At 58.2% G+C, this 25,405-nt stretch carries 23 protein-coding genes; 7 read left to right on the top strand and 16 right to left on the bottom strand.

Going from position 1 to position 25,405, the window contains the following annotated elements:
- Positions 1-3 precede the first annotated feature (3 nt).
- The 8 genes from BK660_RS10370 to rpmH form a co-directional block, all read right to left on the bottom strand.
- A complete protein-coding gene (locus BK660_RS10370) occupies positions 4-801 on the bottom strand; it encodes a ParA family protein (RefSeq protein ID WP_027926208.1) in 798 nt (265 codons plus the stop codon).
- Positions 802-819: 18 nt separating this feature from the next.
- A complete protein-coding gene (gene rsmG, locus BK660_RS10375; RefSeq protein ID WP_027926207.1) occupies positions 820-1,464 on the bottom strand; it encodes a 16S rRNA (guanine(527)-N(7))-methyltransferase RsmG in 645 nt (214 codons plus the stop codon).
- Positions 1,461-3,359 carry a tRNA uridine-5-carboxymethylaminomethyl(34) synthesis enzyme MnmG gene (mnmG, locus tag BK660_RS10380; protein ID WP_123433231.1) on the bottom strand — a complete coding sequence of 633 codons (1,899 nt, stop codon included), beginning with the start codon at positions 3,357-3,359 and terminating at the stop codon, positions 1,461-1,463. The genes rsmG and mnmG overlap by 4 nt, the downstream gene beginning before the upstream one ends.
- Before the next feature lie 551 nt (positions 3,360-3,910).
- Positions 3,911-5,281, bottom strand: coding sequence for a tRNA uridine-5-carboxymethylaminomethyl(34) synthesis GTPase MnmE (gene mnmE / locus BK660_RS10390; protein WP_123433232.1), 1,371 nt, complete (start codon positions 5,279-5,281; stop codon positions 3,911-3,913).
- A 79-nt stretch (positions 5,282-5,360) separates the two neighbouring features.
- Entirely contained in the window at positions 5,361-7,046 is a 1,686-nt protein-coding gene (gene yidC / locus BK660_RS10395) for a membrane protein insertase YidC (RefSeq protein ID WP_123433233.1), read from the bottom strand.
- 2 nt (positions 7,047-7,048) lie between these two features.
- Complete coding sequence (gene yidD, locus BK660_RS10400; RefSeq protein WP_077430980.1) at positions 7,049-7,294, bottom strand: membrane protein insertion efficiency factor YidD; 246 nt, start codon at positions 7,292-7,294, stop codon at positions 7,049-7,051.
- Positions 7,287-7,688: a ribonuclease P protein component gene (rnpA, locus tag BK660_RS10405; RefSeq protein ID WP_027926203.1), complete on the bottom strand. Its 402-nt coding sequence runs from the start codon at positions 7,686-7,688 to the stop codon at positions 7,287-7,289. Before rnpA ends, yidD begins: the two co-directional genes overlap by 8 nt.
- A gap of 16 nt (positions 7,689-7,704) precedes the next feature.
- Positions 7,705-7,839 (bottom strand): 50S ribosomal protein L34, encoded by a 135-nt coding sequence (gene rpmH / locus BK660_RS10410; RefSeq protein WP_003213577.1) that lies wholly within the window; start codon positions 7,837-7,839, stop codon positions 7,705-7,707.
- 566 nt (positions 7,840-8,405) lie between these two features.
- Here rpmH and dnaA point away from each other — a divergent pair.
- Genes dnaA through gyrB form a run of 4 tightly spaced genes read left to right on the top strand, consistent with a single transcriptional unit; the run spans position 8,406 to position 14,625 of the window.
- Positions 8,406-9,929 carry a chromosomal replication initiator protein DnaA gene (dnaA, locus tag BK660_RS10415; RefSeq protein WP_123433235.1) on the top strand — a complete coding sequence of 508 codons (1,524 nt, stop codon included), beginning with the start codon at positions 8,406-8,408 and terminating at the stop codon, positions 9,927-9,929.
- Between the two features lie 39 nt (positions 9,930-9,968).
- Positions 9,969-11,072 carry a DNA polymerase III subunit beta gene (gene dnaN, locus BK660_RS10420; RefSeq protein WP_017341709.1) on the top strand — a complete coding sequence of 368 codons (1,104 nt, stop codon included), beginning with the start codon at positions 9,969-9,971 and terminating at the stop codon, positions 11,070-11,072.
- Between the two features lie 20 nt (positions 11,073-11,092).
- On the top strand, positions 11,093-12,196 hold the full coding sequence (gene recF, locus BK660_RS10425; protein WP_123433236.1) for a DNA replication/repair protein RecF: 1,104 nt from the start codon (positions 11,093-11,095) through the stop codon (positions 12,194-12,196).
- Between the two features lie 5 nt (positions 12,197-12,201).
- Entirely contained in the window at positions 12,202-14,625 is a 2,424-nt protein-coding gene (gene gyrB / locus BK660_RS10430; protein ID WP_123433339.1) for a DNA topoisomerase (ATP-hydrolyzing) subunit B, read from the top strand.
- 298 nt (positions 14,626-14,923) lie between these two features.
- On the opposite strand, the gene BK660_RS10435 is transcribed toward gyrB, so the two are convergent.
- From BK660_RS10435 to glyQ, 4 genes are all read right to left on the bottom strand, one after another.
- Positions 14,924-15,703 (bottom strand): lysophospholipid acyltransferase family protein, encoded by a 780-nt coding sequence (locus BK660_RS10435; RefSeq protein ID WP_123433237.1) that lies wholly within the window; start codon positions 15,701-15,703, stop codon positions 14,924-14,926.
- A gap of 81 nt (positions 15,704-15,784) precedes the next feature.
- Positions 15,785-16,324, bottom strand: coding sequence for a D-glycero-beta-D-manno-heptose 1,7-bisphosphate 7-phosphatase (gmhB, locus tag BK660_RS10440; RefSeq protein WP_185045059.1), 540 nt, complete (start codon positions 16,322-16,324; stop codon positions 15,785-15,787).
- Between the two features lie 4 nt (positions 16,325-16,328).
- Positions 16,329-18,383: a glycine--tRNA ligase subunit beta gene (gene glyS, locus BK660_RS10445; protein WP_123433239.1), complete on the bottom strand. Its 2,055-nt coding sequence runs from the start codon at positions 18,381-18,383 to the stop codon at positions 16,329-16,331.
- On the bottom strand, positions 18,380-19,333 hold the full coding sequence (glyQ, locus tag BK660_RS10450) for a glycine--tRNA ligase subunit alpha (protein ID WP_003213601.1): 954 nt from the start codon (positions 19,331-19,333) through the stop codon (positions 18,380-18,382). The genes glyS and glyQ overlap by 4 nt, the downstream gene beginning before the upstream one ends.
- Positions 19,334-19,414: 81 nt before the next feature.
- Between glyQ and tag the strand changes: the two genes are divergently transcribed.
- From tag to BK660_RS10465, 3 genes are all read left to right on the top strand, one after another.
- A complete protein-coding gene (gene tag, locus BK660_RS10455) occupies positions 19,415-19,972 on the top strand; it encodes a DNA-3-methyladenine glycosylase I (RefSeq protein ID WP_123433240.1) in 558 nt (185 codons plus the stop codon).
- A 40-nt stretch (positions 19,973-20,012) separates the two neighbouring features.
- Positions 20,013-20,900, top strand: a complete 888-nt coding sequence (locus BK660_RS10460; protein ID WP_123433241.1) for a lysophospholipid acyltransferase — start codon at positions 20,013-20,015, stop codon at positions 20,898-20,900.
- 72 nt (positions 20,901-20,972) lie between these two features.
- Positions 20,973-21,212, top strand: a complete 240-nt coding sequence (locus tag BK660_RS10465) for a PilZ domain-containing protein (RefSeq protein WP_123433242.1) — start codon at positions 20,973-20,975, stop codon at positions 21,210-21,212.
- On the opposite strand, the gene BK660_RS10470 is transcribed toward BK660_RS10465, so the two are convergent.
- From BK660_RS10470 to fmt, 4 genes are all read right to left on the bottom strand, one after another.
- A complete protein-coding gene (locus BK660_RS10470) occupies positions 21,213-21,527 on the bottom strand; it encodes a tetratricopeptide repeat protein (RefSeq protein WP_123433243.1) in 315 nt (104 codons plus the stop codon).
- 161 nt (positions 21,528-21,688) lie between these two features.
- Positions 21,689-23,062, bottom strand: a complete 1,374-nt coding sequence (gene trkA, locus BK660_RS10475; RefSeq protein WP_123433244.1) for a Trk system potassium transporter TrkA — start codon at positions 23,060-23,062, stop codon at positions 21,689-21,691.
- A 23-nt stretch (positions 23,063-23,085) separates the two neighbouring features.
- Positions 23,086-24,396 carry a 16S rRNA (cytosine(967)-C(5))-methyltransferase RsmB gene (gene rsmB / locus BK660_RS10480; RefSeq protein WP_123433245.1) on the bottom strand — a complete coding sequence of 437 codons (1,311 nt, stop codon included), beginning with the start codon at positions 24,394-24,396 and terminating at the stop codon, positions 23,086-23,088.
- On the bottom strand, positions 24,393-25,352 hold the full coding sequence (fmt, locus tag BK660_RS10485) for a methionyl-tRNA formyltransferase (RefSeq protein WP_123433246.1): 960 nt from the start codon (positions 25,350-25,352) through the stop codon (positions 24,393-24,395). The genes rsmB and fmt overlap by 4 nt, the downstream gene beginning before the upstream one ends.
- Between the last annotated feature and the right edge of the window lie 53 nt (positions 25,353-25,405).

The following is a 25,405-nucleotide window of genomic DNA, read 5'->3' on the forward strand; positions in this document are numbered from 1 at the left end:
TCCTTAAGTTGCCTGAGCGGCGGCGGTGCGTGAGTTTTTGCGCTGACGGCGAACCATTTCGCCTGCCAAGGCCAGGTAGGCAATGGCGCCCCGGGATGTCTTGTCGTACGCCAACGCCGGCATCCCATAACTAGGCGCTTCGGCCAGGCGAATGTTGCGCGGAATCACGGTGTCGTAGAGCTGCTCGCCGAAGTGTTCCTTGAGCTGGGCAGACACATCGTTCATCAGGCTCAGGCGCGGGTCGTACATGGTCCGCAACAGGCCTTCGACTTTCAGGTTCGGGTTCAGCAGTTCGGCGATGCGCTTGATGTTATCCACAAGGTCGCTCAAGCCTTCGAGCGCGAAGTACTCGCACTGCATGGGGATAATCACCCCATCGGCGGCCACCAGCGCGTTCAGCGTGAGCATCGACAACGACGGTGGGCAGTCGATCAAAATGTAATCGTAGTTTTCACGGATCGGCGCCAATGCACTGCGAAGGCGGCTTTCCTTCATCTGCATTTCCAGCAGAACCACTTCGGCCGCCGTCAGGTCGCGGTTGGCCGGCAACAGCTGGTAACCACCGTGCTCGGAGTAGTGCATGGCCTGGGCCAGGTCACATTCGCCGATCAGCAGGTCGTATACCGAATTTTCCAGACCGTGTTTATCCACACCGCTACCCATGGTGGCGTTGCCCTGTGGATCGAGATCGATCAGCAGCACCCGACGCTTGGTAGCGACCAGGGAAGCTGCGAGGTTGATGCAGGTGGTGGTTTTACCCACACCACCCTTTTGGTTCGCAATCGCGAATACCTTAGCCATTCTTGCTTGTGTTCCCAATCATGCCGTGCGGCGCAGTATCAGCAGATGGCGTTGGCCTTGGCAACCAGGGACGGCCAGGGCGTGTTCGCTATCGAGGTGGAAGTCTGCCGGCAATGCTACCAGCTCATCGGCCGGATGAACGCCCTTCATTGCCAGCCAGCGAGTATCGGCATCGCCGAGGTGGCGAGTCCAATTACTGAAGTTTTCCATGCTGCTGAACGCCCGGGAAACAATCCCGTTGAATGGCTGTGCAGGCTGGAAGGCTTCAACGCGGCTGTGGATAACTTGCAGGTTATCCAGTTTGAGTTCGAGTTTGACCTGGGTCAGGAAGCGGGTTTTCTTGCCGTTGCTGTCCAGGCAAGTCACTTGGGACTCGGGAAACAGGATGGCCAACGGAATACCCGGCATGCCGCCACCGCTGCCAACGTCCAGCCAGCGACCGTTTTCGATGAACGACATCACGCTCAAACTATCGAGCAGATGGCGAGAGACCATTTCGTCCGGATCGCGCACGGCGGTCAGGTTGTAGGCCTTGTTCCATTTGATCAACAGGGCCAGATAACCCAGCAGCTGCGCGTGCTGGGTTTCTGTCAGTGTGACACCGAGCTGGCGAGCACCTGTGGATAACTCTTCGGCGTGTTGCGAGGTGACCAACGAACTCAAGCGCTTTGCTCCAACTGACGGCCCGCGCCGCGTTTTTTCAAATGAATCAGCAACAGCGAAATGGCTGCCGGGGTAACGCCCGGGATACGTGACGCCTGGCCCAGGGTTTCAGGACGGGTCGCGCCGAGCTTGCTCTGGATCTCTTTGGAGAGACCGGAAATGTTCGTGTAATCAATATCCACAGGCAGTTTGGTGTCTTCGCTGGCGCGCAGGCGTGCGATTTCATCCTGCTGACGGTCGATGTAACCGGCGTACTTGGTCTTGATTTCGACCTGTTCGGCGACCTGTGGATCTTCTGCGCCCCCACCGGTCACGGCAATCAGACCAGCGTAGTCGATTTCCGGACGGCTCAGCAGGTTGAGCAAATTGTATTCGTGGGTCAGCGGCGTACCGAACTTCTCGGAAATCGCATCGCCCTGCTCGGTGCCCGGGCGAACCCAGGTACTTTTCAGGCGTTGCTCTTCCAGATCGATGCTTTCGCGCTTCTTGCAGAACGCCTCCCAACGCGCGTCATCAACCAAGCCCAGCTCACGACCTTTTTCGGTCAACCGCAGGTCGGCGTTGTCCTCGCGCAGGATCAGGCGGTACTCGGCACGGGACGTGAACATCCGGTACGGCTCTTGGGTTCCGAGTGTAATCAGGTCGTCGACCAACACACCGATGTACGCCTCGTCGCGACGCGGGCACCAGGCGTCTTTGCCCTGTGCACGCAGTGCCGCGTTGGCACCGGCCAGCAAACCTTGGGCGCCGGCCTCTTCGTAACCGGTGGTGCCGTTGATTTGACCGGCAAAAAACAGCCCGCCAATCACTTTGGTTTCCAGGCTGTATTTCAGGTCACGCGGGTCGAAGTAGTCGTATTCGATGGCGTAGCCCGGACGCACGATGTGCGCGTTTTCCATGCCGCGGATCGATTGCACGATCTGCAATTGCACGTCGAACGGCAGGGATGTGGATATCCCGTTCGGATAAAGCTCGTGAGTGGTCAAACCTTCCGGCTCGATAAAGACCTGATGGCTTTCCTTGTCGGCAAAGCGGTGGATCTTGTCTTCGATCGACGGGCAATAACGCGGACCGATGCCCTCGATCAATCCTGCATCGGAATACATCGGCGAGCGATCGAGGTTCGCGGCAATGATTTCGTGGGTGCGGGCGTTGGTGTGGGTAATCCAGCAGCTCACCTGTTTCGGGTGTTGCTCTTTGGAGCCCATGAACGACATCACCGGGATCGGTGTATCGCCTGCTTGCTCGGTCATTACCGAGAAATCCACAGAACGACCGTCGATACGCGGCGGCGTACCGGTTTTCAAACGACCGACACGCAGTGGCAATTCACGCAGACGGTGGGCCAGGGCGATCGATGGCGGATCACCGGCGCGACCGCCGGAATAATTCTGCATGCCGATGTGGATAAGTCCGCCGAGGAAGGTGCCAGTGGTCAACACCACGGAATCCGCGAGGAAACGCAGGCCCATTTGGGTAACAACACCACGCACTTGTTCCTGCTCGACGATCAGGTCGTCAGCGGCTTGTTGAAATATCCACAGGTTCGGCTGGTTTTCCAATGCTTCGCGGACAGCGGCCTTGTACAGAACCCGGTCTGCCTGAGCGCGAGTTGCACGCACGGCCGGGCCTTTGCGGCTGTTCAACACGCGAAACTGAATACCACCTTTGTCGGTAGCCATGGCCATCGCGCCGCCAAGGGCGTCGATTTCTTTAACCAGATGGCTTTTACCGATCCCACCAATGGCGGGGTTGCAACTCATCGCTCCGAGGGTTTCCACGTTATGCGTCAGCAACAGGGTTTTCGCACCCATACGTGCTGAGGCCAGTGCTGCCTCGGTACCGGCATGACCGCCGCCGATGACGATCACTTCAAAACGGGAAGGGAAATCCACCACGCACCTCGTGCCTGCTTCAGTTAGGTAATCAGGAATAGTTTGAGCTCAGGTTTCTGGACCTGGTCGACAAGTATAGGGACTTCGCCCTTCCTAAAGAACCCTTTGCACAAAATTTAACCAGCTGTGGAGAAGTCGGGGTTATAGAAATTAAAAAGAGAGAAATTTATTAAACCTTTGTTTTTATGTTTATTTCTACTGAGGCACCTTTCTGTGGATAGAATGCTACAGGCCTTTATTTTCAATATGTACAGAGATTCAAAACCCTGTGGTCATGTGGCAAAGAGACCCTTGGATAACCGGTTTAAGCCTGTGGATTAAAGCGGTGGTTATCCACAGAGGCGGTTATCTTCAGTTTTCAGGCCCTGTTATCAACTGCCCTTAGTGGCAGTTATTCACAGGGCTTAATCCACAGAAAAGGCCCTTGTCGGCATAATTCCGGGCGAAGAAAAACCGCTGAAGCAGAGATTATCTGCTCGGCACTGAGGGGGGACTTTTCAAAAAGAGGGGACAGACAGGCGCGAATGGCCTGTCTGTAGACAACGGAAGGGTTATTTACCGATGCAGAAGCTGGAAAAGATTCGTCCCAACAGGTCATCGGAGCTGAATGCACCGGTGATTTCACCCAGCGAGTGCTGCGCCTGACGTAAATCCTCGGCCAACAGCTCGCCGGCACCGGCCAGGGTCAATTGCGCTCGGCCATGCTCAAGGGATGCACTGGCATGACGCAGGGCCTCAAGGTGACGCCTGCGTGCGCTGAAGCTGCTTTCCGACGTCTGCTCGTAACCCATGCAGGCCTTTAGATGGTCGCGCAGTAACTCCAGGCCTTCGCCTGCTGACTTGGCACTCAAGCTGATGGTGACGTGGCCATCTTCGCTGACTTCTAGGGCAATCGCTTCCCCTGTCAGGTCTGCCTTGTTACGAATCAGCGTGACTTTCGCGGGATCGGGGCGGATTTCGAGGAATTCCGGCCACAATGCGAAGGGGTCCAGCGCTTCGGGCGCTGTTGCATCGACGACCAGCAACACACGATCCGCTTCGCCAATGGCTTTCAGTGCGCGTTCTACACCGATTTTTTCCACGTGATCGTCGGTATCTCGCAGACCGGCGGTATCCACCACGTGCAGCGGCATGCCATCAATGTGGATATGTTCGCGAAGAATGTCCCGGGTTGTGCCGGCAATTTCGGTCACGATCGCGGCTTCCCGACCGGCCAGGGCATTCAACAGGCTGGATTTACCGGCGTTCGGGCGACCGGCAATCACCACGGTCATGCCGTCACGGAGCAAGGCGCCTTGCCCGGCTTCGCGAAGCACTGTGGATAATTCATCACGTACTTTGTCGAGCATGGCCAATACATGACCATCGGCAAGGAAGTCGATTTCTTCCTCCGGAAAGTCGATGGCTGCCTCGACATAGATACGCAGCCCTATCAATTGCTCGGTGAGGTTATGCACACGCTGGGAAAATGCCCCTTGCAAGGAACGCAGCGCATTTCGAGCCGCTTGTGCAGAACTCGCCTCGATCAAGTCGGCAATGGCTTCAGCCTGAGCCAGGTCGAGTTTGTCATTGAGGAACGCACGCTCACTGAATTCACCGGGACGGGCGAGACGACAGCCCAGTTCCAGGCAACGCTTGAGCAACATGTCCAGAACAATTGGCCCGCCATGGCCCTGCAGTTCCAGCACGTCTTCGCCGGTGAAGGAGTTCGGTCCCGGGAAATACAGCGCAATGCCTTCGTCCAGCACCTCTTCGTTTGCACTGAGGAACGGGCCGTAATGGGCAAACCGGGGTTTCAATTCCCGACCACTGATGGCCTTGGCTGCAAGGCTCGCCAACGGTCCGGAAATACGGACGATGCCCACACCGCCGCGACCTTGAGCGGTTGCGACGGCTGCGATGGTTTCACGAGGAACGCTCATAAACCGGTATCCAGACAAAAGTGACAGATAGCAAAACGCCCCACTAGGGGGCGTTTTGAGTGGTTATCCACAGTGTAAATCAAGCGGCTGCTTTGGTAGCCCGTTCGATTTTACGAGTGATGTACCACTGTTGAGTGATGGACAGGCAGTTGTTCACTACCCAGTACAGCACCAGACCAGCCGGGAACCACAGGAAGAAGAAGGTGAAGATGATTGGCATCAGCTTCATCACCTTGGCCTGCATCGGATCCGGAGGTGTCGGGTTCAACTGCTGCTGGATGAACATGGTTGCACCCATGATGATCGGCAGAATGAAGAACGGGTCCTTGATCGACAGGTCAGTAATCCAAAGCATGAACGGCGCTTGGCGCATTTCAACACTTTCCAGCAGAACCCAGTACAGCGAAAGGAAAACCGGCATCTGCACGAGGATTGGCAAGCAGCCACCCAGCGGATTGATCTTCTCTTTCTTGTACAGCTCCATCATGGCTTGCGACATTTTCTGCCGGTCATCGCCATGTTGCTCTTTCAGCGCGGCCAGTTTCGGTGCCACTGCACGCATGCGCGCCATGGATTTGTAGCTGGCGGCCGACAGAGGGAAGAACAAACCCTTGATCAGCATGGTCAGGAAAATGATCGACCAGCCCCAGTTACCGACGATGGCGTGGATATGTTGCAGCAACCAGAAGATTGGCTGCGCAATGAACCACAGGATGCCGTAGTCGACGGTCAGTTCCAGACCTGGGGACAACTCTTTCAGCACAGCCTGGCTTTTCGGGCCGGCGTACAGAACAGCGCTGACTTCAGCTTTAGCACCTGGCGCGACAGTCAATGCCGGGGCGGTATAGCCGATGATGTAGTTGCCTTTGCTGTCTTTACGGGTCTGGACGACATTGTTTTCGCCCTTAGCCGGAATCCACGCGGTCACGAAGTAGTGTTGCAACCAGGCAACCCAGCCACCGTTGACGGTTTCTTTCAGCTGAGCCTTGTCCATGTCCTTCATCGACACTTTCTTGTACGGCTCGTTACTTGTCCACAGGGCGGCGCCCAGGTAAGTCGCGGTGCCGGTGGCAGTGCTGGAAGAAGGATCGGAACTGGCATCACGCTTCAGCTGGGCGAACATCGCACCCGACCAAGGCTTGGCGCTTTCGTTGTCGATCAGGTAGGAAACGGTTACGTCATACAGGCCACGTTTCAGTGTGAAACGCTTGATGTAGTTGACGCCGTCCTTGCTGAACTTCAGGTCTACGACCAATTGGTCCTGACCGTCAGCCAGTTGATAAACCTTCTTCTCCGAAGCGTAAACCGGACGACCGGCAGGACTTGCGTCCGGACCGTCGGTGCCGATCAAACCGCTTTGAGCCAGATAAGTCCGCTCGTTGCCGTTATCGAACAACTGGAACGGAATTTCCGGATGGTCCTGGCGACGTGGATACAGCGGCAGCGTCAGCTGGGCAACATCACCACCTTGTGGATCGATGGCCAGGTTGAGCACATCCGTTTTGATCTGGATGAGGTCTTTGCTTGCAGCTACTGGAGTTTCAGCAGGTGCAGTGGCACTGGTATCGCTTGCGGCGCGTGGAATGTCGTCACTGACAGAAGCATTATTGCCAGTAGCCGAATCCGGTAGGCCCGGTGCGGTAGTACTGGAAGCAACATTCTGAGTCGGCAGGGCAGCCTGGCCATAGTCCTGGTTCCATTTAAGAACCATAACGTAGGACACGATTGCCAGGGCGACGATCAGGATCGTGCGTTTGATATCCATGATTACTCGGCCATCGAAGAAGAACGGGAGGTAGGGATAGGTGGAACCGGGTCATAACCACCGGGATTCCACGGATGACAGCGACCTAAACGACGAAAGGCCAGCCAGCCACCGCGCAGAAGACCATGATTTTCTATGGCTTCTAACGCGTAGCAGGAACAACTGGGGTAGAAGCGACAGTGGTTGGCCATCAGGGGACTAATGGCATAGCGGTAAAACTGGATCGGAACGAGTGCCAGTTTACGCATCGGGACTGTCTACCCCTACAGTTTCGGTTTTGACTGCTGGTACTGGCGTGCTGCGTGCCAGACGCTTCCAGAGCTTGCCGAAATGCTGAATCAATTCGGGGTTTTCTACGTCACCCAAACCTTTGCGCGCGACGATAACGATGTCCCAGCCGACCAGTGAATCCTGGTGCAGACGGAACGATTCGCGCATCAGACGTTTGAGGCGATTGCGCTCGACGGAGAGCTTTACGCTCTTTTTTCCGATAACCAACCCGAGACGGGGGTGATCAAGATCGTTGTTGCGCGCAAGGAGCAGGAGATTTTTCCCCGGAACCTTGCCGGTAGGGGAGTCAAAGACTGCCTTGAAATGCCGGGGAGTAAGCAGACGCTTTTCCCGACTGAAGTCCTGACTCACCTCCAGTGCCGGCTTATCAAACTGCCAGACGCGCACGACCTTTGGCGCGGCGACGCGACAGAACAGCACGGCCGTTCTTGGTAGCCATGCGAGCACGGAAACCGTGGGTACGAGCGCGTTTGATAGTGCTTGGTTGGAAAGTACGTTTCATTGTCGTGTTACCTGGTTCGTCCACAACGGGCCGGAATGGCCCCCGTTTTAAGAGACCGGGGATTCTAGAGAAAGCAAGCCTCTAGGTCAATTTCCAACCAGCGTTTCCTTATAAATAGATCTCCAGGGGTTTTGTTCGTGATTAACCCCTCGTTAGAAATAGAAATAAGAAAGGAATTATTTAAAGCTTTTCTGTAAAGCTTATAAAAGCTAGGGCGGCGATCATCTGTGGATAACTACCTTGAGGCCTTCTACTGCGGGCTGTACAGAGAATGACAACTACGGTGGAAAACAGGGGGCAGCCTGTGCTGCGCTGTCGGATAACCTGTGTGTGAAAGGGCCTGTTATCCACAGGTTGGTTATCCACCGAGTTTCCCCCCTACTTGTGCAACGACCTTAGACCCGGTTATCCACAGAGCTTATGCACAGACCGCTGGTCGTCTTTTTTGCGTATAAAACATTGATTCTTCTTGTTCAGTGCTCCACCTACGTGTGGATAAGTCGGCGTCTGGTCGCTACAATGGCCGCTTGTTTTTGCCTCACCGGCTTTCAACTTAGGGGATATCCGTGTCAGTGGAACTTTGGCAGCAGTGCGTGGAGCTTTTGCGCGAAGAGCTGCCTGCCCAACAATTCAACACTTGGATCCGTCCACTACAGGTCGAAGCCGAAGGCGACGAGTTGCGTGTCTACGCACCGAACCGCTTTGTTCTCGACTGGGTCAACGAAAAGTACCTGGGTCGCGTTCTTGAACTGCTGGATGAGCACGGCAACGGCATGGCGCCGGTGCTGTCCTTATTAATAGGCAGCAAACGCAGTTCGGCACCGCGCGCCGCGCCTAATGCGCCGTTGGCTGCCGCTGCGTCTCAGGCTCAGGCTGCTCAAGCACCTGCCAGTGCTCCGACGCCAGCGCCGACTGCCAGCGCACCGACCAAGCGTGCGACGCAAAAAGTGGCCGAGATCAATGAAGAGCCGTCTCGCGACAGCTTCGACCCGATGGCCGGCGCCAGCTCGCAGCAAGCTCCCGTTCGCTCCGAGCAACGCACGGTGCAGGTAGAAGGCGCGCTCAAGCACACCAGTTACCTGAACCGCACCTTCACCTTCGAAAACTTCGTCGAAGGCAAGTCGAACCAACTGGCCCGGGCCGCGGCCTGGCAGGTGGCGGACAACCCCAAGCACGGTTACAACCCGCTCTTCCTTTATGGTGGCGTCGGCTTGGGTAAAACCCACTTGATGCACGCTGTGGGTAACCACCTATTAAAGAAGAACCCGAATGCCAAGGTCGTTTACCTGCATTCGGAGCGTTTCGTGGCCGACATGGTCAAGGCACTGCAGCTGAATGCCATCAACGAATTCAAGCGCTTCTACCGTTCGGTGGATGCGTTGCTCATCGATGACATTCAATTCTTCGCCCGCAAGGAACGTTCGCAGGAAGAGTTTTTCCACACCTTCAACGCCCTGCTTGAAGGTGGCCAGCAGGTCATTCTCACCAGTGACCGCTACCCGAAAGAAATCGAAGGCCTTGAAGAGCGCCTCAAATCCCGCTTCGGCTGGGGCCTGACGGTTGCCGTCGAGCCGCCAGAGCTGGAAACCCGCGTGGCGATCTTGATGAAAAAGGCCGACCAGGCCAAAGTCGATCTGCCACATGACGCGGCATTCTTCATCGCCCAGCGTATTCGCTCCAACGTCCGTGAGCTGGAAGGCGCCCTGAAGCGCGTGATTGCCCACTCGCACTTCATGGGCCGCGACATCACCATCGAGCTGATTCGCGAATCCCTGAAAGACTTGTTGGCGCTGCAAGATAAATTGGTCTCTGTGGATAACATTCAGCGCACGGTCGCCGAGTACTACAAGATCAAGATATCCGACCTGCTGTCCAAGCGTCGTTCACGCTCGGTCGCACGTCCGCGTCAGGTTGCAATGGCATTATCCAAAGAGTTGACTAACCACAGCCTGCCGGAAATCGGCGATGTGTTTGGCGGCCGCGACCACACGACTGTTTTGCACGCCTGTCGCAAGATCAACGAGCTTAAGGAATCCGACGCGGACATCCGCGAGGACTACAAGAACCTGCTGCGTACACTGACCACTTGATGAACACCAGCGCAGCTTATTAAGGCAAGGGACTAGACCATGCATTTCACCATTCAACGCGAAGCCCTGTTGAAACCCCTGCAACTGGTCGCAGGCGTCGTTGAGCGCCGACAGACCTTGCCGGTGCTCTCCAACGTGCTGCTGGTTGTCGAAGGCCAGCAATTGTCGCTGACCGGTACCGACCTGGAAGTCGAGCTGGTCGGTCGTGTGCAACTTGAAGAGCCAGCAGATCCTGGCTCCATCACCGTGCCTGCGCGCAAGCTGATGGACATCTGCAAGAGCTTGCCGAACGATGCGCTGATCGACATCAAGGTTGATGAGCAGAAGCTGGTGGTGAAGGCCGGTCGTAGCCGCTTCACCCTGTCGACCCTGCCGGCCAATGATTTCCCGACCGTGGAAGAAGGCCCGGGCTCGCTGACCTGCAGCCTGGAACAAAGCAAACTGCGTCGTCTGATCGAACGCACCAGCTTCGCCATGGCGCAGCAGGACGTTCGTTATTACCTGAACGGCATGCTGCTGGAAGTCTCGGCCGGGATCATTCGCGCCGTGGCCACCGACGGTCACCGTCTGGCCATGTGCTCGATGCAGGCCGATATCGGTCAACCGGATCGCCATCAGGTTATCGTTCCACGCAAGGGCATCCTTGAGCTGGCGCGCTTGCTGACCGAGCCCGACGGCATCGTCAGCATCGTCCTGGGCCAGCACCACATCCGCGCGACCACCGGCGAGTTTACCTTCACCTCTAAACTGGTCGACGGTAAATTCCCGGATTACGAGCGTGTTCTGCCTAAAGGTGGCGACAAGCTGGTACTCGGCGACCGTCAGGCGTTGCGTGAAGCCTTCAGCCGTACCGCGATTCTGTCCAACGAGAAGTACCGTGGCATCCGTCTGCAACTGGCCAACGGTCAGCTGAAAATCCAGGCGAACAACCCGGAGCAGGAAGAAGCGGAAGAAGAAGTGGGCGTTGAATACAACGGCGGCAATCTGGAAATCGGCTTCAACGTCAGCTATCTGCTCGACGTACTGGGCGTGATGACCACCGAGCAAGTTCGCCTGATCCTGTCCGATTCCAACAGCAGTGCGCTGGTGCAGGAATCCGACAACGACGATTCGGCTTACGTTGTCATGCCGATGCGTCTGTAATCATGTTCAGCAGAAGCTAGATGTCGCTAAGTCGCGTCTCGGTCACCGCGGTGCGCAATTTGCACCCGGTGACCTTCTCCCCCTCCCCCCGAATCAACATTCTTTACGGCGCCAACGGCAGCGGCAAAACCAGTGTTCTGGAAGCCATTCATCTGCTGGGGCTTGCCCGTTCGTTCCGTAGCAGCCGTCTGTTGCCGGTCATCCAGTACGAGCAATTGGCGTGCACGGTGTTTGGCCAGGTTGAATTGGCTGAGGGCGGACAAAGCGCGCTAGGCATCTCGCGCGACCGTCAGGGTGAGTTTCAGATCCGCATCGATGGCCAGAACGCCCGCAGCGCGGCGCAACTGGCGGAGATCCTGCCACTCCAGCTGATCAACCCTGACAGTTTCCGCTTGCTTGAAGGCGCGCCGAAGATTCGCCGACAGTTTCTCGACTGGGGTGTATTCCATGTGGAACCTCGATTCATGTCCACCTGGCAGCGCTTGCAGAAGGCTCTGCGCCAGAGAAACTCTTGGCTGCGACATGGTACACTTGACGCCGTTTCGCAAGCGGTTTGGGACAGGGAACTGTACCAAGCCAGCGCTGAAATCGATGAATACCGCCGCGCTTACATCAAAGCCTTGAAACCAGTCTTTGAACAGACCTTGAGCGAATTGGTCGAGCTTGAAGGCTTGACCCTCAGCTATTACCGAGGCTGGGACAAAGACCGCGAACTGAGTGCCGTACTCGCTGGGTCCCTTCAACGGGACCAGCAAATGGGTCACACCCAGGCCGGACCACAACGCGCTGATTTGCGTCTCAGACTGGGCGCACATAACGCCGCGGACATCTTGTCCCGGGGTCAGCAGAAGTTGGTGGTCTGTGCATTGCGGATTGCCCAAGGGCACCTGGTTAGCCAGGCCCGACGCGGCCAGTGTATTTATCTGGTGGATGACCTGCCGTCCGAACTGGACGAGCACCACCGACGCGCGCTTTGCCGCTTGCTGGAAGACTTACGCTGCCAGGTGTTTATCACCTGTGTAGATCACGAATTATTGAGGGAAGGCTGGCAGACGGAAACGCCAGTCGCTTTGTTCCACGTGGAACAGGGCCGTATCACCCAGACCCACGACCATCGGGAGTGAAGGCATTGAGCGAAGAAAATACGAATACGTACGACTCAACGAGCATTAAAGTGCTGAAAGGCCTGGATGCCGTACGCAAACGTCCCGGTATGTACATTGGTGACACCGACGATGGCAGCGGTCTGCACCACATGGTGTTCGAAGTGGTCGATAACTCGATCGACGAAGCTCTCGCTGGCCACTGCGACGACATCAGCATCATCATTCACCCGGATGAGTCCATCACCGTTCGCGACAACGGCCGTGGCATCCCGGTAGACGTGCACAAAGAAGAAGGCGTTTCCGCAGCCGAGGTCATCATGACCGTGTTGCACGCCGGCGGTAAGTTCGACGACAACTCCTACAAAGTATCCGGCGGTCTGCACGGTGTAGGTGTGTCGGTGGTGAACGCACTGTCCAAAGAACTGATCCTGACGGTGCGCCGCAGCGGCAAGATCTGGGAACAGACTTACGTCCACGGTGTTCCGCAAGAGCCGATGAAAATCGTTGGCGAGAGCGAAACCACCGGCACCCAGATTCACTTCAAGCCTTCAGAAGATACCTTCAAGAATATCCACTTCAGCTGGGACATCCTGGCCAAGCGGATTCGTGAACTGTCCTTCCTCAACTCCGGCGTCGGCATCGTCCTCAAGGATGAGCGCAGCGGCAAGGAAGAGCTGTTCAAGTACGAAGGCGGCCTGCGTGCATTCGTTGAATACCTGAACACCAACAAGACTGCGGTCAACCAGGTGTTCCACTTCAACATCCAGCGTGAAGACGGCATCGGCGTGGAAATCGCCCTGCAGTGGAATGACAGCTTCAACGAGAACCTGTTGTGCTTCACCAACAACATTCCACAGCGCGATGGCGGTACTCACCTGGTGGGTTTCCGTTCCGCACTGACGCGTAACCTGAACACCTACATCGAAGCTGAAGGTCTGGCGAAGAAGCACAAAGTCGCGACCACCGGTGACGATGCCCGTGAAGGCCTGACCGCGATCATTTCGGTAAAAGTACCGGATCCGAAGTTCAGCTCCCAGACCAAAGACAAGCTGGTTTCTTCCGAAGTGAAGACCGCGGTCGAACAGGAAATGGGCAAGTACTTCTCCGACTTCCTGCTGGAAAACCCGAACGAAGCCAAACTGGTCGTCGGCAAGATGATCGACGCGGCACGTGCGCGTGAAGCGGCGCGTAAAGCCCGTGAAATGACCCGTCGTAAAGGCGCGCTGGATATCGCCGGCCTGCCGGGCAAACTGGCTGACTGCCAGGAAAAAGACCCTGCCCTGTCCGAACTGTACCTCGTGGAAGGTGACTCTGCTGGCGGCTCCGCCAAGCAGGGACGCAACCGCCGCACCCAGGCCATCCTGCCGCTGAAGGGCAAGATCCTGAACGTCGAGAAGGCGCGCTTCGACAAGATGATCTCTTCGCAAGAAGTAGGCACCTTGATCACCGCGCTGGGCTGTGGCATCGGTCGCGATGAGTACAACATCGACAAGCTGCGTTATCACAACATCATCATCATGACCGATGCTGACGTCGACGGTTCGCACATCCGTACCCTGCTGCTGACCTTCTTCTTCCGTCAGTTGCCGGAGCTGATCGAGCGCGGCTACATCTACATCGCTCAGCCGCCGCTATACAAGGTCAAGAAAGGCAAGCAAGAGCAATACATCAAAGACGACGACGCCATGGAAGAGTACATGACGCAGTCGGCCCTGGAAGACGCGAGCCTGCACCTGAACGAAGAAGCCCCTGGCATCTCCGGTGAAGCGCTTGAGCGCCTGGTGAATGACTTCCGTCTGGTGATGAAGACCCTCAAGCGTCTGTCGCGCCTGTACCCGCAGGAACTGACCGAGCACTTCATCTACCTGCCAGCGGTGAGCATGGACCAACTGTCCGATCATGCAGCGATGCAGGATTGGCTGGCTCAGTACGAAGTTCGCCTGCGCACCGTCGAGAAGTCTGGCCTGGTCTACAAAGCCAGCCTGCGTGAAGATCGTGAACGTAACGTCTGGCTGCCAGAGGTCGAACTGATCTCCCACGGTCTGTCGAACTACGTCACCTTCAACCGCGACTTCTTCGGCAGCAACGATTACCGGACAGTTGTTTCGCTGGGCGCTCAACTGAGCACCCTGCTCGACGACGGTGCCTACATCCAGCGTGGCGAGCGCAAGAAGCCGGTCACCGAGTTCAAGGAAGCCCTTGAATGGCTGATGGCTGAAAGCACCAAGCGTCACACCATCCAGCGATACAAAGGTCTGGGCGAGATGAACCCGGATCAGCTGTGGGAAACCACCATGGACCCAGCTCAGCGCCGGATGCTCAAAGTGACTATCGAAGACGCCATTGGCGCGGACCAGATCTTCAACACCCTGATGGGTGATGCGGTCGAACCTCGCCGTGACTTCATCGAAAGCAACGCCCTGGCGGTTTCCAACCTGGACTTCTGATCCAGCGAACCTGCCAAACCCAAAAGGGCCAACGCTCAGCGTTGGCCTTTTTTATTGTCTGTAATTCGCGTGCGATCAGTTCAGATTACGAACGTCATTCCCCATAGTACATAGTGTGTATAACGCAAATTTCAGACATAAAAAAACCGGCTATATCAGCCGGTTTTTTTGCGCCCGAAAAAACTTATGCACCATTTCCTGCGTTTTATGTGTTTAAGAAATATGTATATAAATCATAAAGTTATAAAACGATATCGCGGTTTTTCGAGAAAACGGTACACAGGTTATCCACAGAATCTCAGACAGCCACTTGATCAGTCGAAGTCGGTGCCGCGGGGGCTGCTGGCAGCGACCCCATTTCTCGTTGCATCTGCTCGTTCCAGGCTTGCACCCGGTCGTTCAGATCGGCAATGGCGCGAGGCCCGCTGCCCGCGGCATACATCGGTTCGCCGATGATTACCGTGATGACCCCCTGCTTCTTCGCCCAACCGGTTTTAGGCCAGAACTTGCCGGCATTGTGCGCAATCGGCAGTACAGGAAGCTCGGCGTTGACGGCCAACGCGGTGCCACCGCGTGAGAACTTGCCGATGGTGCCAAAAGGAACGCGCGTCCCCTCAGGGAAGATCAGTACCCAGACGCCATCCTTCAGCAGTTCATCGCCCTTCTTCGCCACATGCTTGAGCGCGGCTTTCGGATTGTCGCGGTCGATGGCAATCGGTCGCAGCATGGCCATGGCCCAGCCGAAGAACGGTACATACAGCAATGAACGCTTGAGCACCTGGCTCAACGGCTCGAAGTAAGCCGAGAGAAAGAACGTTTCCCAGGTGCTCTGGTGGTTCGATTGAATCACGCAGGGCTGGTCAGGCACGTTCTCGGCGCCCTTCACTTCGTAGCTGATGCCCAGGAACACTTTGCTCAGCCACAGAGCGCAGCGGCACCAGTACACATTGATGAAGCGATAACGCGCCTTGAACGGCAGAAAAGGCGCGATGAAAAAGCTCAGGCTGCACCAAAGCAAAGAGCTGGTGCCCAGCAACAGATAAAAGAGGAACGTTCTGATGGCCTGCAGTATCGACATGGTGACGTTTACCGTGCGGGCTCTGCCCGTCTATATAAAGCGCACTCCCGATCAATCCCTAATCGGAACAATCGAAGCACTCTAATTGTGGATAAGTTCTGCGGCAATCGCCGCCAGATCGTCAAAAATCAAGGTGCCCACCGGTAGGGTCTTGCCCAGAGTCTTTTCGCCTTTTCCGGTCTTTACCAAAACTGGTTGTGAATCGACGGCTTTGGCGGCTTCCAGGTCACCAAGGCTGTCGCCGACGAACCAAAGATGGGTCAGCGACACGTTGTAATGCTCGGCTATGGTTTTCAACATCCCGGGTTTTGGCTTGCGGCAATCGCAGCCTTCGTCCGGCCCGTGCGGGCAATAGACGATCAGCCCGACTTCACCGCCCTGCTCCGCCACCAGCACGCGCAAGCGCTCGTGCATGGCGTCCAGGGTGGCGATGTCGTAATAGCCGCGAGCAATGCCCGACTGGTTGGTAGCGACCGCTACCGTCCAGCCGGCCTTGCTCAACTGCGCGATGGCTTCGATCGACCCGGGGAGTGGAATCCACTCCTCCACCGACTTGATGTAAGCGTCGGAGTCGTAATTGATCACCCCGTCGCGATCGAGAATCAGCAGTTTCAAACGCAGCCCCTTAGCCCAGCAGCGAGATATCAGCGACGCCAAGGAACAGGCCACGCAGACGCGCCAGCAAGGCATAACGGTTGGCTCGGACCTTGGCATCTTCCGCATTGACCATCACGGCTTCGAAGAACGCATCCACCGGCTCGCGCAAGGCGGCCAGGCGTGCCAGTGATTCGCTGTACTGACGTGCTGCGGCCATCGGCTGGACAGCCTGGTCCGCCTGCTGGATCGCCGAGTACAGGGAGAACTCGTTGGCATTGTCGAAGTACTTGGCTTCAACCACCGTCGGAACGGAGCCTTCGACCTTGCTCAGCAAATTCGATACGCGCTTGTTCACCGCAGCCAGGGCGGCGGCTTCCGGCAATTTGCGGAAGGCTTCTACCGCTTGTACGCGCTGGTCGAAGTCCAGTGCCGAACCCGGTTTCAGCGCACGCACGGACAGGTAAGTCGCGACATCCACGCCTTCGTCTTCGTAACGGGCACGCAGACGGTCGAAGATGAACTCCAGCACGGCGTCGTTCAGACCGGCAGCCTTGACCTTGGCACCGAACGCATTCACGGCGAACGCCACGGCGTCGTTCAGGTCCAGATCGAGCTTCTTGTCGATCAGGATACGCAGCACGCCGAGTGCAGCACGGCGCAAGGCGTACGGGTCTTTGCTACCGGTTGGCAGCATGCCGATACCGAAAATGCCCACCAGCGTGTCGAGCTTGTCGGCGATGGCCACGGCCGCACCGGTCAGGGTGGTCGGCAGTTCAGCGCCGGCACCGCGCGGCATGTACTGCTCGTTCAGCGCCAGGGCGACTTCTTCCGGCTCGCCGTCGTTGAGGGCGTAGTAGTAACCGGCGACACCTTGCATCTCCGGGAACTCACCGACCATTTCGGTCGACAGGTCGCACTTGGACAGCAGGCCGGCACGGGAAGCCCAGGCTGCATTGCCGCCAATGCGTTGCGCGATGAACGCAGCGAGTTTGGAAACGCGCTCGGCCTTGTCGTAGACGCTGCCGAGTTTTTCCTGGAACACCACGTTTTGCAGGCGCAGGTTGAAATCTTCGAGTTTCTGCTTCTTGTCTTGCTTGAAGAAGAACTCGGCGTCGGTCAGGCGTGGGCGAACCACTTTCTCGTTACCGGCGATGATCTGCTGCGGGTCTTTGCTTTCGATGTTGGCCACGGTAATGAAACGTGGCAGCAACTTGCCGTCGGCATCCAGCAGGCAGAAGTACTTCTGGTTGTCCTGCATGGTGGTGATCAGCGCTTCTTGCGGCACGTCGAGGAAACGTTCTTCGAACGAACACACCAGCGGCACTGGCCATTCAACCAGCGCGGTCACTTCGTCGAGCAGCGCCGGCGGAACAATTGCCGTGCCTTCCTGACGGGTCGCCAGTTCTTCGGTGCGCTTGCTGATGATGTCGCGACGTTCGTTGGCATCGGCCAGGACGTAAGCGGCACGCAAGTCGGCCAGGTAATTGGCCGGCGAGGTGATGCGTACGTTTTCCGGGTGATGGAAGCGGTGCCCACGGGAATCGCGGCCAGCCTTCTGGGCGAGGATGGTGCAATCGATGACTTCGTCACCGAGCAGCATCACCAGCCATTGGGTCGGACGAACGAATTCTTCCTTGCGAGCGCCCCAACGCATGCGTTTCGGGATCGGCAGGTCGTTCAGCGAATCTTCGACGATGGTCGGCAGCAGGCTCGCAGTCGGCTTGCCGGCGATGCTTTGGCTGTAACGCAGTTTCGGGCCGCTCTGATCGATTTCGCTCAGCTCGACGCCGCACTTCTTGGCAAAGCCCAGTGCTGCCTGGGTCGGGTTGCCTTCGGCATCGAACGCCGCCTGACGTGGCGGGCCATCGAGGTTGATGCTGCGATCCGGTTGCTGGGTGGCCAGCGACGTGATCAGCACGGCCAGGCGACGCGGCGCGGCGTAGACGGTTTTGGTCTCGTAGTTGAGGCCGGCAGCTTGCAGGCCCTTGTCGATACCGGCGAGGAACGCGTCGGCCAAGGTGTTCAGGGCTTTGGGTGGCAGTTCTTCAGTGCCCAGTTCAACCAGAAAATCCAGAGCACTCATTGTGCAGCCTCCAGCTTGGCCAGTACTTCATCACGCAGGTCCGGGGTCGCCATCGGGAAGCCCAGCTTGGCGCGAGCCAGCAGGTAGGCTTGCGCAACGGAACGCGCCAGGGTGCGCACACGCAGAATGTATTGCTGACGCGCAGTCACCGAGATCGCCCGGCGCGCATCCAGCAGGTTGAAGGTGTGGGAAGCCTTCAACACCATTTCGTAGCTCGGCAACGGCAGCGGCTGGTCGAGTTCGATCAGGCGCTTGGCTTCGCTTTCATAGAAGTCGAACAGTTCGAACAGCTTCTCGACGTTGGCGTGCTCGAAGTTGTAGGTCGACTGCTCCACTTCGTTCTGGTGGAACACGTCGCCGTAGGTCACCTTGCCGAACGGACCGTCAGCCCAGACCAGGTCGTAGACCGAGTCCACGCCTTGCAGGTACATGGCCAGGCGTTCCAGGCCGTAAGTGATCTCGCCGGTAACCGGGTAGCACTCGATGCCGCCCGCTTGCTGGAAGTAAGTGAACTGCGTCACTTCCATGCCGTTGAGCCAGACTTCCCAGCCCAGACCCCAGGCGCCGAGGGTCGGCGATTCCCAGTTGTCTTCGACGAAGCGGATGTCGTGGACCAGCGGGTCCAGACCAACATGCTTGAGGGAGCCCAGGTACAGTTCCTGGAAGTTGTCCGGGTTCGGCTTCAACACCACCTGGAACTGGTAGTAGTGCTGCAGACGGTTCGGGTTTTCGCCGTAGCGGCCGTCAGTCGGGCGACGACTGGGCTGCACATAAGCGGCGTTCCAGGTTTCCGGGCCAATGGCACGCAGGAATGTGGCAGTGTGGAAAGTGCCGGCGCCTACTTCCATATCGTAGGGCTGAAGTACCACACAACCTTGCTCGGCCCAGTATTGCTGGAGCGCGAGGATCAAGTCTTGGAAGGTACGCACGGCTGGCGTAGGCTGGCTCACGAAATTCACCTGTTTCTTGGGCTGCGATTTAAAGAGCGGGAGTATACCCGATTCATTGCTGCGCACGCCCCCTGGAGCCTTATGCCACGCTGCTTTTGGTGTTCCGAAGATCCGCTGTACATGGCTTATCACGACCAGGAGTGGGGCACGCCGCTACGCGATGCGCAGGGATTGTTCGAGTTGCTTTTGCTCGAAGGGTTCCAGGCCGGCCTCTCATGGATCACGGTCTTGCGTAAACGTGAGCGATATCGCGAGGTGCTGTTCGGCTTCGACGTACAGCGCGTGGCGCAGATGAGCGACGCGGAAATCGATGAATTGATGCTCGATCCGGGCATCATCCGCAACCGCCTCAAACTCAACGCCGCCCGGCGCAACGCCCAGGCCTGGCTGGCGCTGGAGGACCCGGTGGCATTTCTCTGGTCCTTCGTTGGCGGCACCCCGGTAATCAATCATTTCAAGGATCGCACCGAAGTCCCGGCGGTCACGCCAGTGGCGGTGGAAATGAGCAAAGGCCTGAAAAAAGCCGGTTTCACGTTCGTCGGGCCGACCATTTGCTACGCGCTGATGCAGGCCTCGGGTATGGTCATGGACCACACCCAGGATTGCGATCGCTACGCGACCTTGGCGAACGGCGGTTAGAATAGCCGCCTCGCGCACAGCACAAAATCAGGAGTGACCTGTGGATAAGTTTAAAGGCGCCTTGCTGGTAGGCGCTCTGCGGCTGTTTGCCCTGCTCCCGTGGCGGGCCGTACAGGCGGTGGGCTCGGCGATTGGCTGGGCCATGTGGAAAACCCCGAACCGTTCCCGCGATGTGGTGCGGATCAACCTCGCCAAGTGTTTCCCCGAGATGGACCCGGCCGAGCGCGAGCGTCTGGTCGGCCAGAGCCTGAAAGACATCGGCAAGTCCCTGACCGAAAGTGCCTGCGCCTGGATCTGGCCGGCCCAGCGTTCCATTGACCTGGTGCGCGAAGTCGAAGGCCTCGACGTCTTGAAGGACGCCCTCGCCTCCGGCAAAGGGGTCGTGGGTATCACCAGCCACCTGGGCAATTGGGAAGTGTTGAACCACTTCTATTGCAACCAGTGCAAACCGATCATTTTCTACCGGCCACCGAAGTTGAAGGCTGTGGATGATTTGCTGCGCAAACAGCGGGTGCAATTGGGCAATCGGGTGGCGGCTTCTACCAAGGAAGGCATCCTCAGCGTGATCAAGGAAGTGCGCAAAGGTGGTGCAGTGGGCATTCCGGCTGACCCGGAACCGGCCGAATCCGCCGGGATCTTCGTGCCCTTCTTTGCCACCCAGGCCCTGACTAGCAAGTTCGTGCCGAACATGCTCGCCGGCGGCAAAGCGGTCGGGGTGTTCCTGCATGCCCTGCGGCTGCCGGATGGTTCGGGGTACAAAGTGATCCTGGAAGCGGCGCCAGAGGCCATGTACAGCACCGATACCGAGACGTCCTGCGCGGCCATGAGCCAAGTGGTCGAGCGCTATGTGCGGGCGTACCCCAGCCAGTACATGTGGAGCATGAAACGCTTCAAGAAACGTCCACCGGGTGAAGAACGCTGGTATTGAGTAGGTTGGCATGATCTGTGGATAATTCTGCGGCCAGGGTTATCCACAACTGTTCATTAAAGGGCGCAGCAGATGTCCGAACATCGCAAATCGTTTCGCATCAAGATCAGCCACGAAAGCTTCGGCGAATGCCTGGGCCAGACGCGCAACCTGTCGACCACGGGTGTCTACGTCAAGCACCCGCGCCTGTCGTCGTTGCCCAAAGGCGCGGTGGTGTATGGCCAGGTGCAGGACTTACCCACAGGTGCGCCGCGAGTGCGCATGGAAGTGATTCAGGTCGATGCCGACGGGATAGACCTGCGCTACCTCTGATCAGTGAGCGTTGCGCTCGAGCTTCTTCAGAAACACCGTCATTTCCTTCTCTGCCTGCTTGTCGCCATGGGCGCGGGCGGCTTCCAGACCTTGTTCCCATGCCAGGCGGGCAGCGGCGAAATCATCCTTCGCCAGATGGGCCTTGCCCAACAGCTTCCAGGCCGCTGAATACTTTGGATCGAATTCGACGCAGCGCTGGAAATGCTCGGCCGCCCGGGTGTTATCCCCAAGATCGAGATAACCCTTGCCCAGGCCGAAGCGCAGCAATGAGTTATCCACACCCTTGGCGAGCATTTTTTCCAGGGATTCGAGCATTGAGTGGATTCCTTGTTGAGGTGAATCAGGGAGAGATTTCTCTCTGGAAGACCGCCTTCGCGAGCAAGCCCGCTCCCACATTGGTTTTGTGGCGATCACAAATCAAATGTGGGAGCGGGCTTGCTCGCGAAGGGGCCAGTCTGCCCAGTGCAAATACCGGATCAGAAGAAGCTCAACCCCACATGAAACAGCTTTTCCACATCGCGAATATGCTTTTTATCCACAAGGAACAAGATCACATGGTCGCCGGTTTCGATCACCGTATCGTCATGGGCAATGATCACTTCCTCGTCACGAATAATCGCGCCAATCGTCGTTCCCGGCGGCAAACCGATGTTCTCGATCGCCCTGCCAATCACCTTGCTCGACTTCGCATCACCGTGGGCAATCGCCTCAATGGCTTCTGCCGCGCCCCGGCGCAATGAGTGCACGCTGACGATATCGCCACGCCGTACGTGGGCCAGCAAGGTGCCGATGGTCGCAAGTTGCGGGCTGATGGCGATGTCGATGTCGCCGCCCTGAATCAGATCCACATACGCCGGGTTGTTGATGATCGTCATCACCTTCTTCGCGCCCAGGCGCTTGGCCAGCAGCGAAGACATGATGTTGGCTTCGTCATCGTTGGTCAGGGCCAGGAAGATGTCGGCGTCGGCGATGTTCTCTTCCATCAACAAATCGCGGTCGGACGCACTGCCCTGCAACACCACGGTGCTGTCGAGGGTGTCCGAGAGATGACGGCACCGGGCCGGGTTCATCTCGATGATCTTCACTTGGTAACGGCTTTCGATGGCCTCGGCCAGTCGCTCACCGATCTGCCCGCCGCCGGCAATGACGATGCGCTTGTAGGTTTCATCCAGCCGGCGCATTTCGCTCATCACCGCGCGGATATTGTCCTTGGCGGCGATGAAAAACACTTCGTCGTCGGCCTCGATGACGGTATCACCCTGGGGCAGAATCGGCCGGTCGCGGCGGAAAATCGCGGCGACCCGGGTTTCGACATTCGGCATGTGCTCGCGCAATTGCCGCAGTTGCTGACCCACCAGCGGCCCGCCGTAATATGCCTTCACCGCGACCAATTGCGCTTTGCCTTCGGCGAAGTCGATCACCTGCAAGGCGCCCGGATGCTGAATCAGGCGCTTGATGTAGTTGGTCACCACTTGTTCCGGGCTGATCAGCACATCCACCGGGATCGCGTCGTTATCGAACAATTCGGAGCGCGTGAGGTACGCCGCTTCGCGCACCCGGGCGATTTTGGTCGGCGTGTGGAACAGCGTGTGCGCGACCTGACAAGCCACCATGTTGGTTTCGTCGCTGTTGGTCACGGCCACCAGCATGTCGGCGTCGTCCGCGCCGGCCTGGCGCAGCACTGTCGGCAGTGAGCCGCGGCCATGCACGGTGCGGATGTCCAGCCGATCACCGAGGTCGCGCAGGCGTTCGCCGTCAGTGTCGACCACGGTGATGTCATTGGCTTCGCTGGCCAAGTGCTCCGCCAGCGAACCGCCGACCTGCCCTGCACCGAGGATGATGATTTTCATCCAGTCACTCCATTAAATCCGTTTTAACCGCGCGCGGCGGCAATCTTGATCAGCTTGGCGTAGTAGAACCCGTCGTGCCCGCCTTCCTGGGCCAGCAATTGGCGACCATGCGGTTGCTTGATTCCGGCCGCCGTGGCGAGGTCCAGTTCACGGGCGCCCGGCGTGCGGGCGAGGAAGGCTTCAATGACTTCGGTGTTTTCGGTCGGCAGCGTCGAGCAGGTGGCGTAAAGCAGGATGCCGCCGACTTCCAGAGTTATCCACATGGCATCAAGCAATTCGCCTTGCAGCACGGCGAGTGCAGCGATGTCGTCGGGTTGGCGGGTCAGCTTGATGTCCGGGTGACGACGGATGACCCCAGTCGCCGAGCACGGCGCGTCCAGCAGGATGCGCTGGAACGGTTTGCCGTCCCACCAGGTCTGGGTGTCGCGACCATCGGCGGCGATCAGTTCGGCGCTGAGGCCCAGACGCGCAAGGTTTTCGCGCACCCGCACCAGACGTTTGGCTTCCAGGTCCACCGCGACGACACCGGCCAGTTTTGGCTCGGCTTCGAGGATATGGCAGGTCTTGCCGCCCGGAGCGCAGCAGGCGTCCAGCACCCGTTGGCCCGGCGCCAGGTCGAGCAGGTCGGCGGCCAGTTGCGCCGCCTCGTCCTGCACGCTGATCCAGCCTTCGGCGAAACCCGGCAGGCTGCGCACGTCGGCTGCGGCTTCGAGGATGATGCCGTCCTCACTGTAGACGCACGGCGTCGCGGCGATCCCGGCCTCGGTCAATAACCCAAGGTAGGCGTCGCGAGTGTGATGGCGACGGTTGACCCGCAGAATCATCGGCGGATGTGCGTTGTTCGCCGCGCAAATGGCTTCCCATTGCTCGGGCCAGAATGCCTTCAGGGATTTTTGCAGCCAGCGTGGGTGCGCGGTACGCACCACCGGGTCGTGTTCCAGCTCGGCCAGCAGTGCTTCGCTTTCCCGTTGGGCACGGCGCAACACGGCGTTGAGCAAGGCCTTGGCCCACGGCTTTTTCAGTTTATCGGCGCAACCGACTGTTTCACCGATGGCAGCGTGGGCAGGAACACGGGTGTAGAGCAGTTGATAAAGGCCGACCAGCAACAGCGCTTCGACGTCCGCATCCGCCGCTTTGAAGGGCTTTTGCAGCAGTTTGGCCGCCAGCGCCGACAAACGTGGCTGCCAGCGCGCGGTACCGAACGCCAGGTCCTGAGTGAAGCCGCGATCGCGGTCTTCAACTTTGTCCATTTGTGTCGGCAGAGAACTGTTGAGCGAGGCTTTTCCGTTCAGAACAGCGGCGAGTGCCTTGGCGGCGGCCAGACGCGGGTTCATTGAGCGACCACCGCTTGGCCGAGCACCGTGCCGACGGCGAACTTCTCTTTACGGCTGTTGAACAGATCGCTGAAGTTCAGCGCCTTGCCGCCGGGCAATTGCAGGCGGGTCAGGCACAGCGCTTGCTCACCACAGGCGACGATCAAGCCGTCCTTGCTGGCGCTGAGGATTTCCCCTGGCGCGCCCTTCCCTTCAGCGAGGCTCGCGGCCAGCACTTTCAGCGCTTCGCCGTTCAGCGTGCTGTGGGTAATCGGCCATGGATTGAAGGCGCGAACCAGACGTTCCAGCTCAACAGCCGGGCGAGTCCAGTCGATGCGCGCTTCGTCCTTGTTCAATTTATGAGCATATGTGGCGAGGCTGTCGTCCTGCACTTCGCCCTCCAGCGTGCCAGCGGCGAGGCCGGCAATCGCCTGAATCACCGCCGGTGGGCCCATCTCTGCCAGACGATCATGCAGGCTGCCACCGGTGTCTTGCGCGCTGATCGGCGTGGTGACTTTGAGCAACATCGGCCCGGTGTCCAGGCCCAGTTCCATGCGCATCACGGTCACGCCGCTTTCACTGTCGCCCGCTTCGACGGCGCGCTGGATCGGCGCCGCCCCGCGCCAGCGTGGCAGCAGGGATGCGTGGCTGTTGATGCAACCCAGGCGCGGAATATCCAGCACCACTTGCGGCAGGATCAGGCCGTACGCGACCACCACCAGCAGGTCTGGCTTGAGCGCGGCCAGTTCGGCCTGAGCGTCTTCGTTGCGCAGGGTCGGCGGCTGCAACACCGGGATGTTGTTTTCCAACGCCAACTGCTTGACCGGGCTCGGCATCAGCTTTTGCCCACGGCCCGCCGGACGGTCCGGTTGGGTGTAGACCGCGACGATCTCATAAGGGCTGTCGAGCAGGGCCTTGAGGTGTTCGGCGGCGAATTCCGGGGTGCCGGCAAAGACGATGCGCAGTGGCTCAGTCATGTAAAAGGTCTCACAAAAGAAAAAGGCTTGCCGCAGCAAGCCTTTGAAAGGAG

Source organism: Pseudomonas brassicacearum, from assembly GCF_003732265.1.
Lineage (GTDB): Bacteria > Pseudomonadota > Gammaproteobacteria > Pseudomonadales > Pseudomonadaceae > Aquipseudomonas > Aquipseudomonas brassicacearum_D.

Coding starts and splice junctions, on each gene's coding strand:
- dnaN (WP_017341709.1), top strand. CDS start 9,969: ATGCATTTCACCATTCAACGCGAAGCCCTGTTGAAACCCCTGCAACTG.
- BK660_RS10435 (WP_123433237.1), bottom strand. CDS start 15,703: ATGTCGATACTGCAGGCCATCAGAACGTTCCTCTTTTATCTGTTGCTG.
- trkA (WP_123433244.1), bottom strand. CDS start 23,062: ATGAAAATCATCATCCTCGGTGCAGGGCAGGTCGGCGGTTCGCTGGCG.
- BK660_RS10465 (WP_123433242.1), top strand. CDS start 20,973: ATGTCCGAACATCGCAAATCGTTTCGCATCAAGATCAGCCACGAAAGC.
- rpmH (WP_003213577.1), bottom strand. CDS start 7,839: ATGAAACGTACTTTCCAACCAAGCACTATCAAACGCGCTCGTACCCAC.
- tag (WP_123433240.1), top strand. CDS start 19,415: ATGCCACGCTGCTTTTGGTGTTCCGAAGATCCGCTGTACATGGCTTAT.
- BK660_RS10470 (WP_123433243.1), bottom strand. CDS start 21,527: ATGCTCGAATCCCTGGAAAAAATGCTCGCCAAGGGTGTGGATAACTCA.
- yidD (WP_077430980.1), bottom strand. CDS start 7,294: ATGCGTAAACTGGCACTCGTTCCGATCCAGTTTTACCGCTATGCCATT.
- yidC (WP_123433233.1), bottom strand. CDS start 7,046: ATGGATATCAAACGCACGATCCTGATCGTCGCCCTGGCAATCGTGTCC.
- mnmE (WP_123433232.1), bottom strand. CDS start 5,281: ATGAGCGTTCCTCGTGAAACCATCGCAGCCGTCGCAACCGCTCAAGGT.
- rsmB (WP_123433245.1), bottom strand. CDS start 24,396: ATGAACCCGCGTCTGGCCGCCGCCAAGGCACTCGCCGCTGTTCTGAAC.
- fmt (WP_123433246.1), bottom strand. CDS start 25,352: ATGACTGAGCCACTGCGCATCGTCTTTGCCGGCACCCCGGAATTCGCC.
- glyS (WP_123433239.1), bottom strand. CDS start 18,383: ATGAGTGCTCTGGATTTTCTGGTTGAACTGGGCACTGAAGAACTGCCA.
- BK660_RS10370 (WP_027926208.1), bottom strand. CDS start 801: ATGGCTAAGGTATTCGCGATTGCGAACCAAAAGGGTGGTGTGGGTAAA.
- recF (WP_123433236.1), top strand. CDS start 11,093: ATGTCGCTAAGTCGCGTCTCGGTCACCGCGGTGCGCAATTTGCACCCG.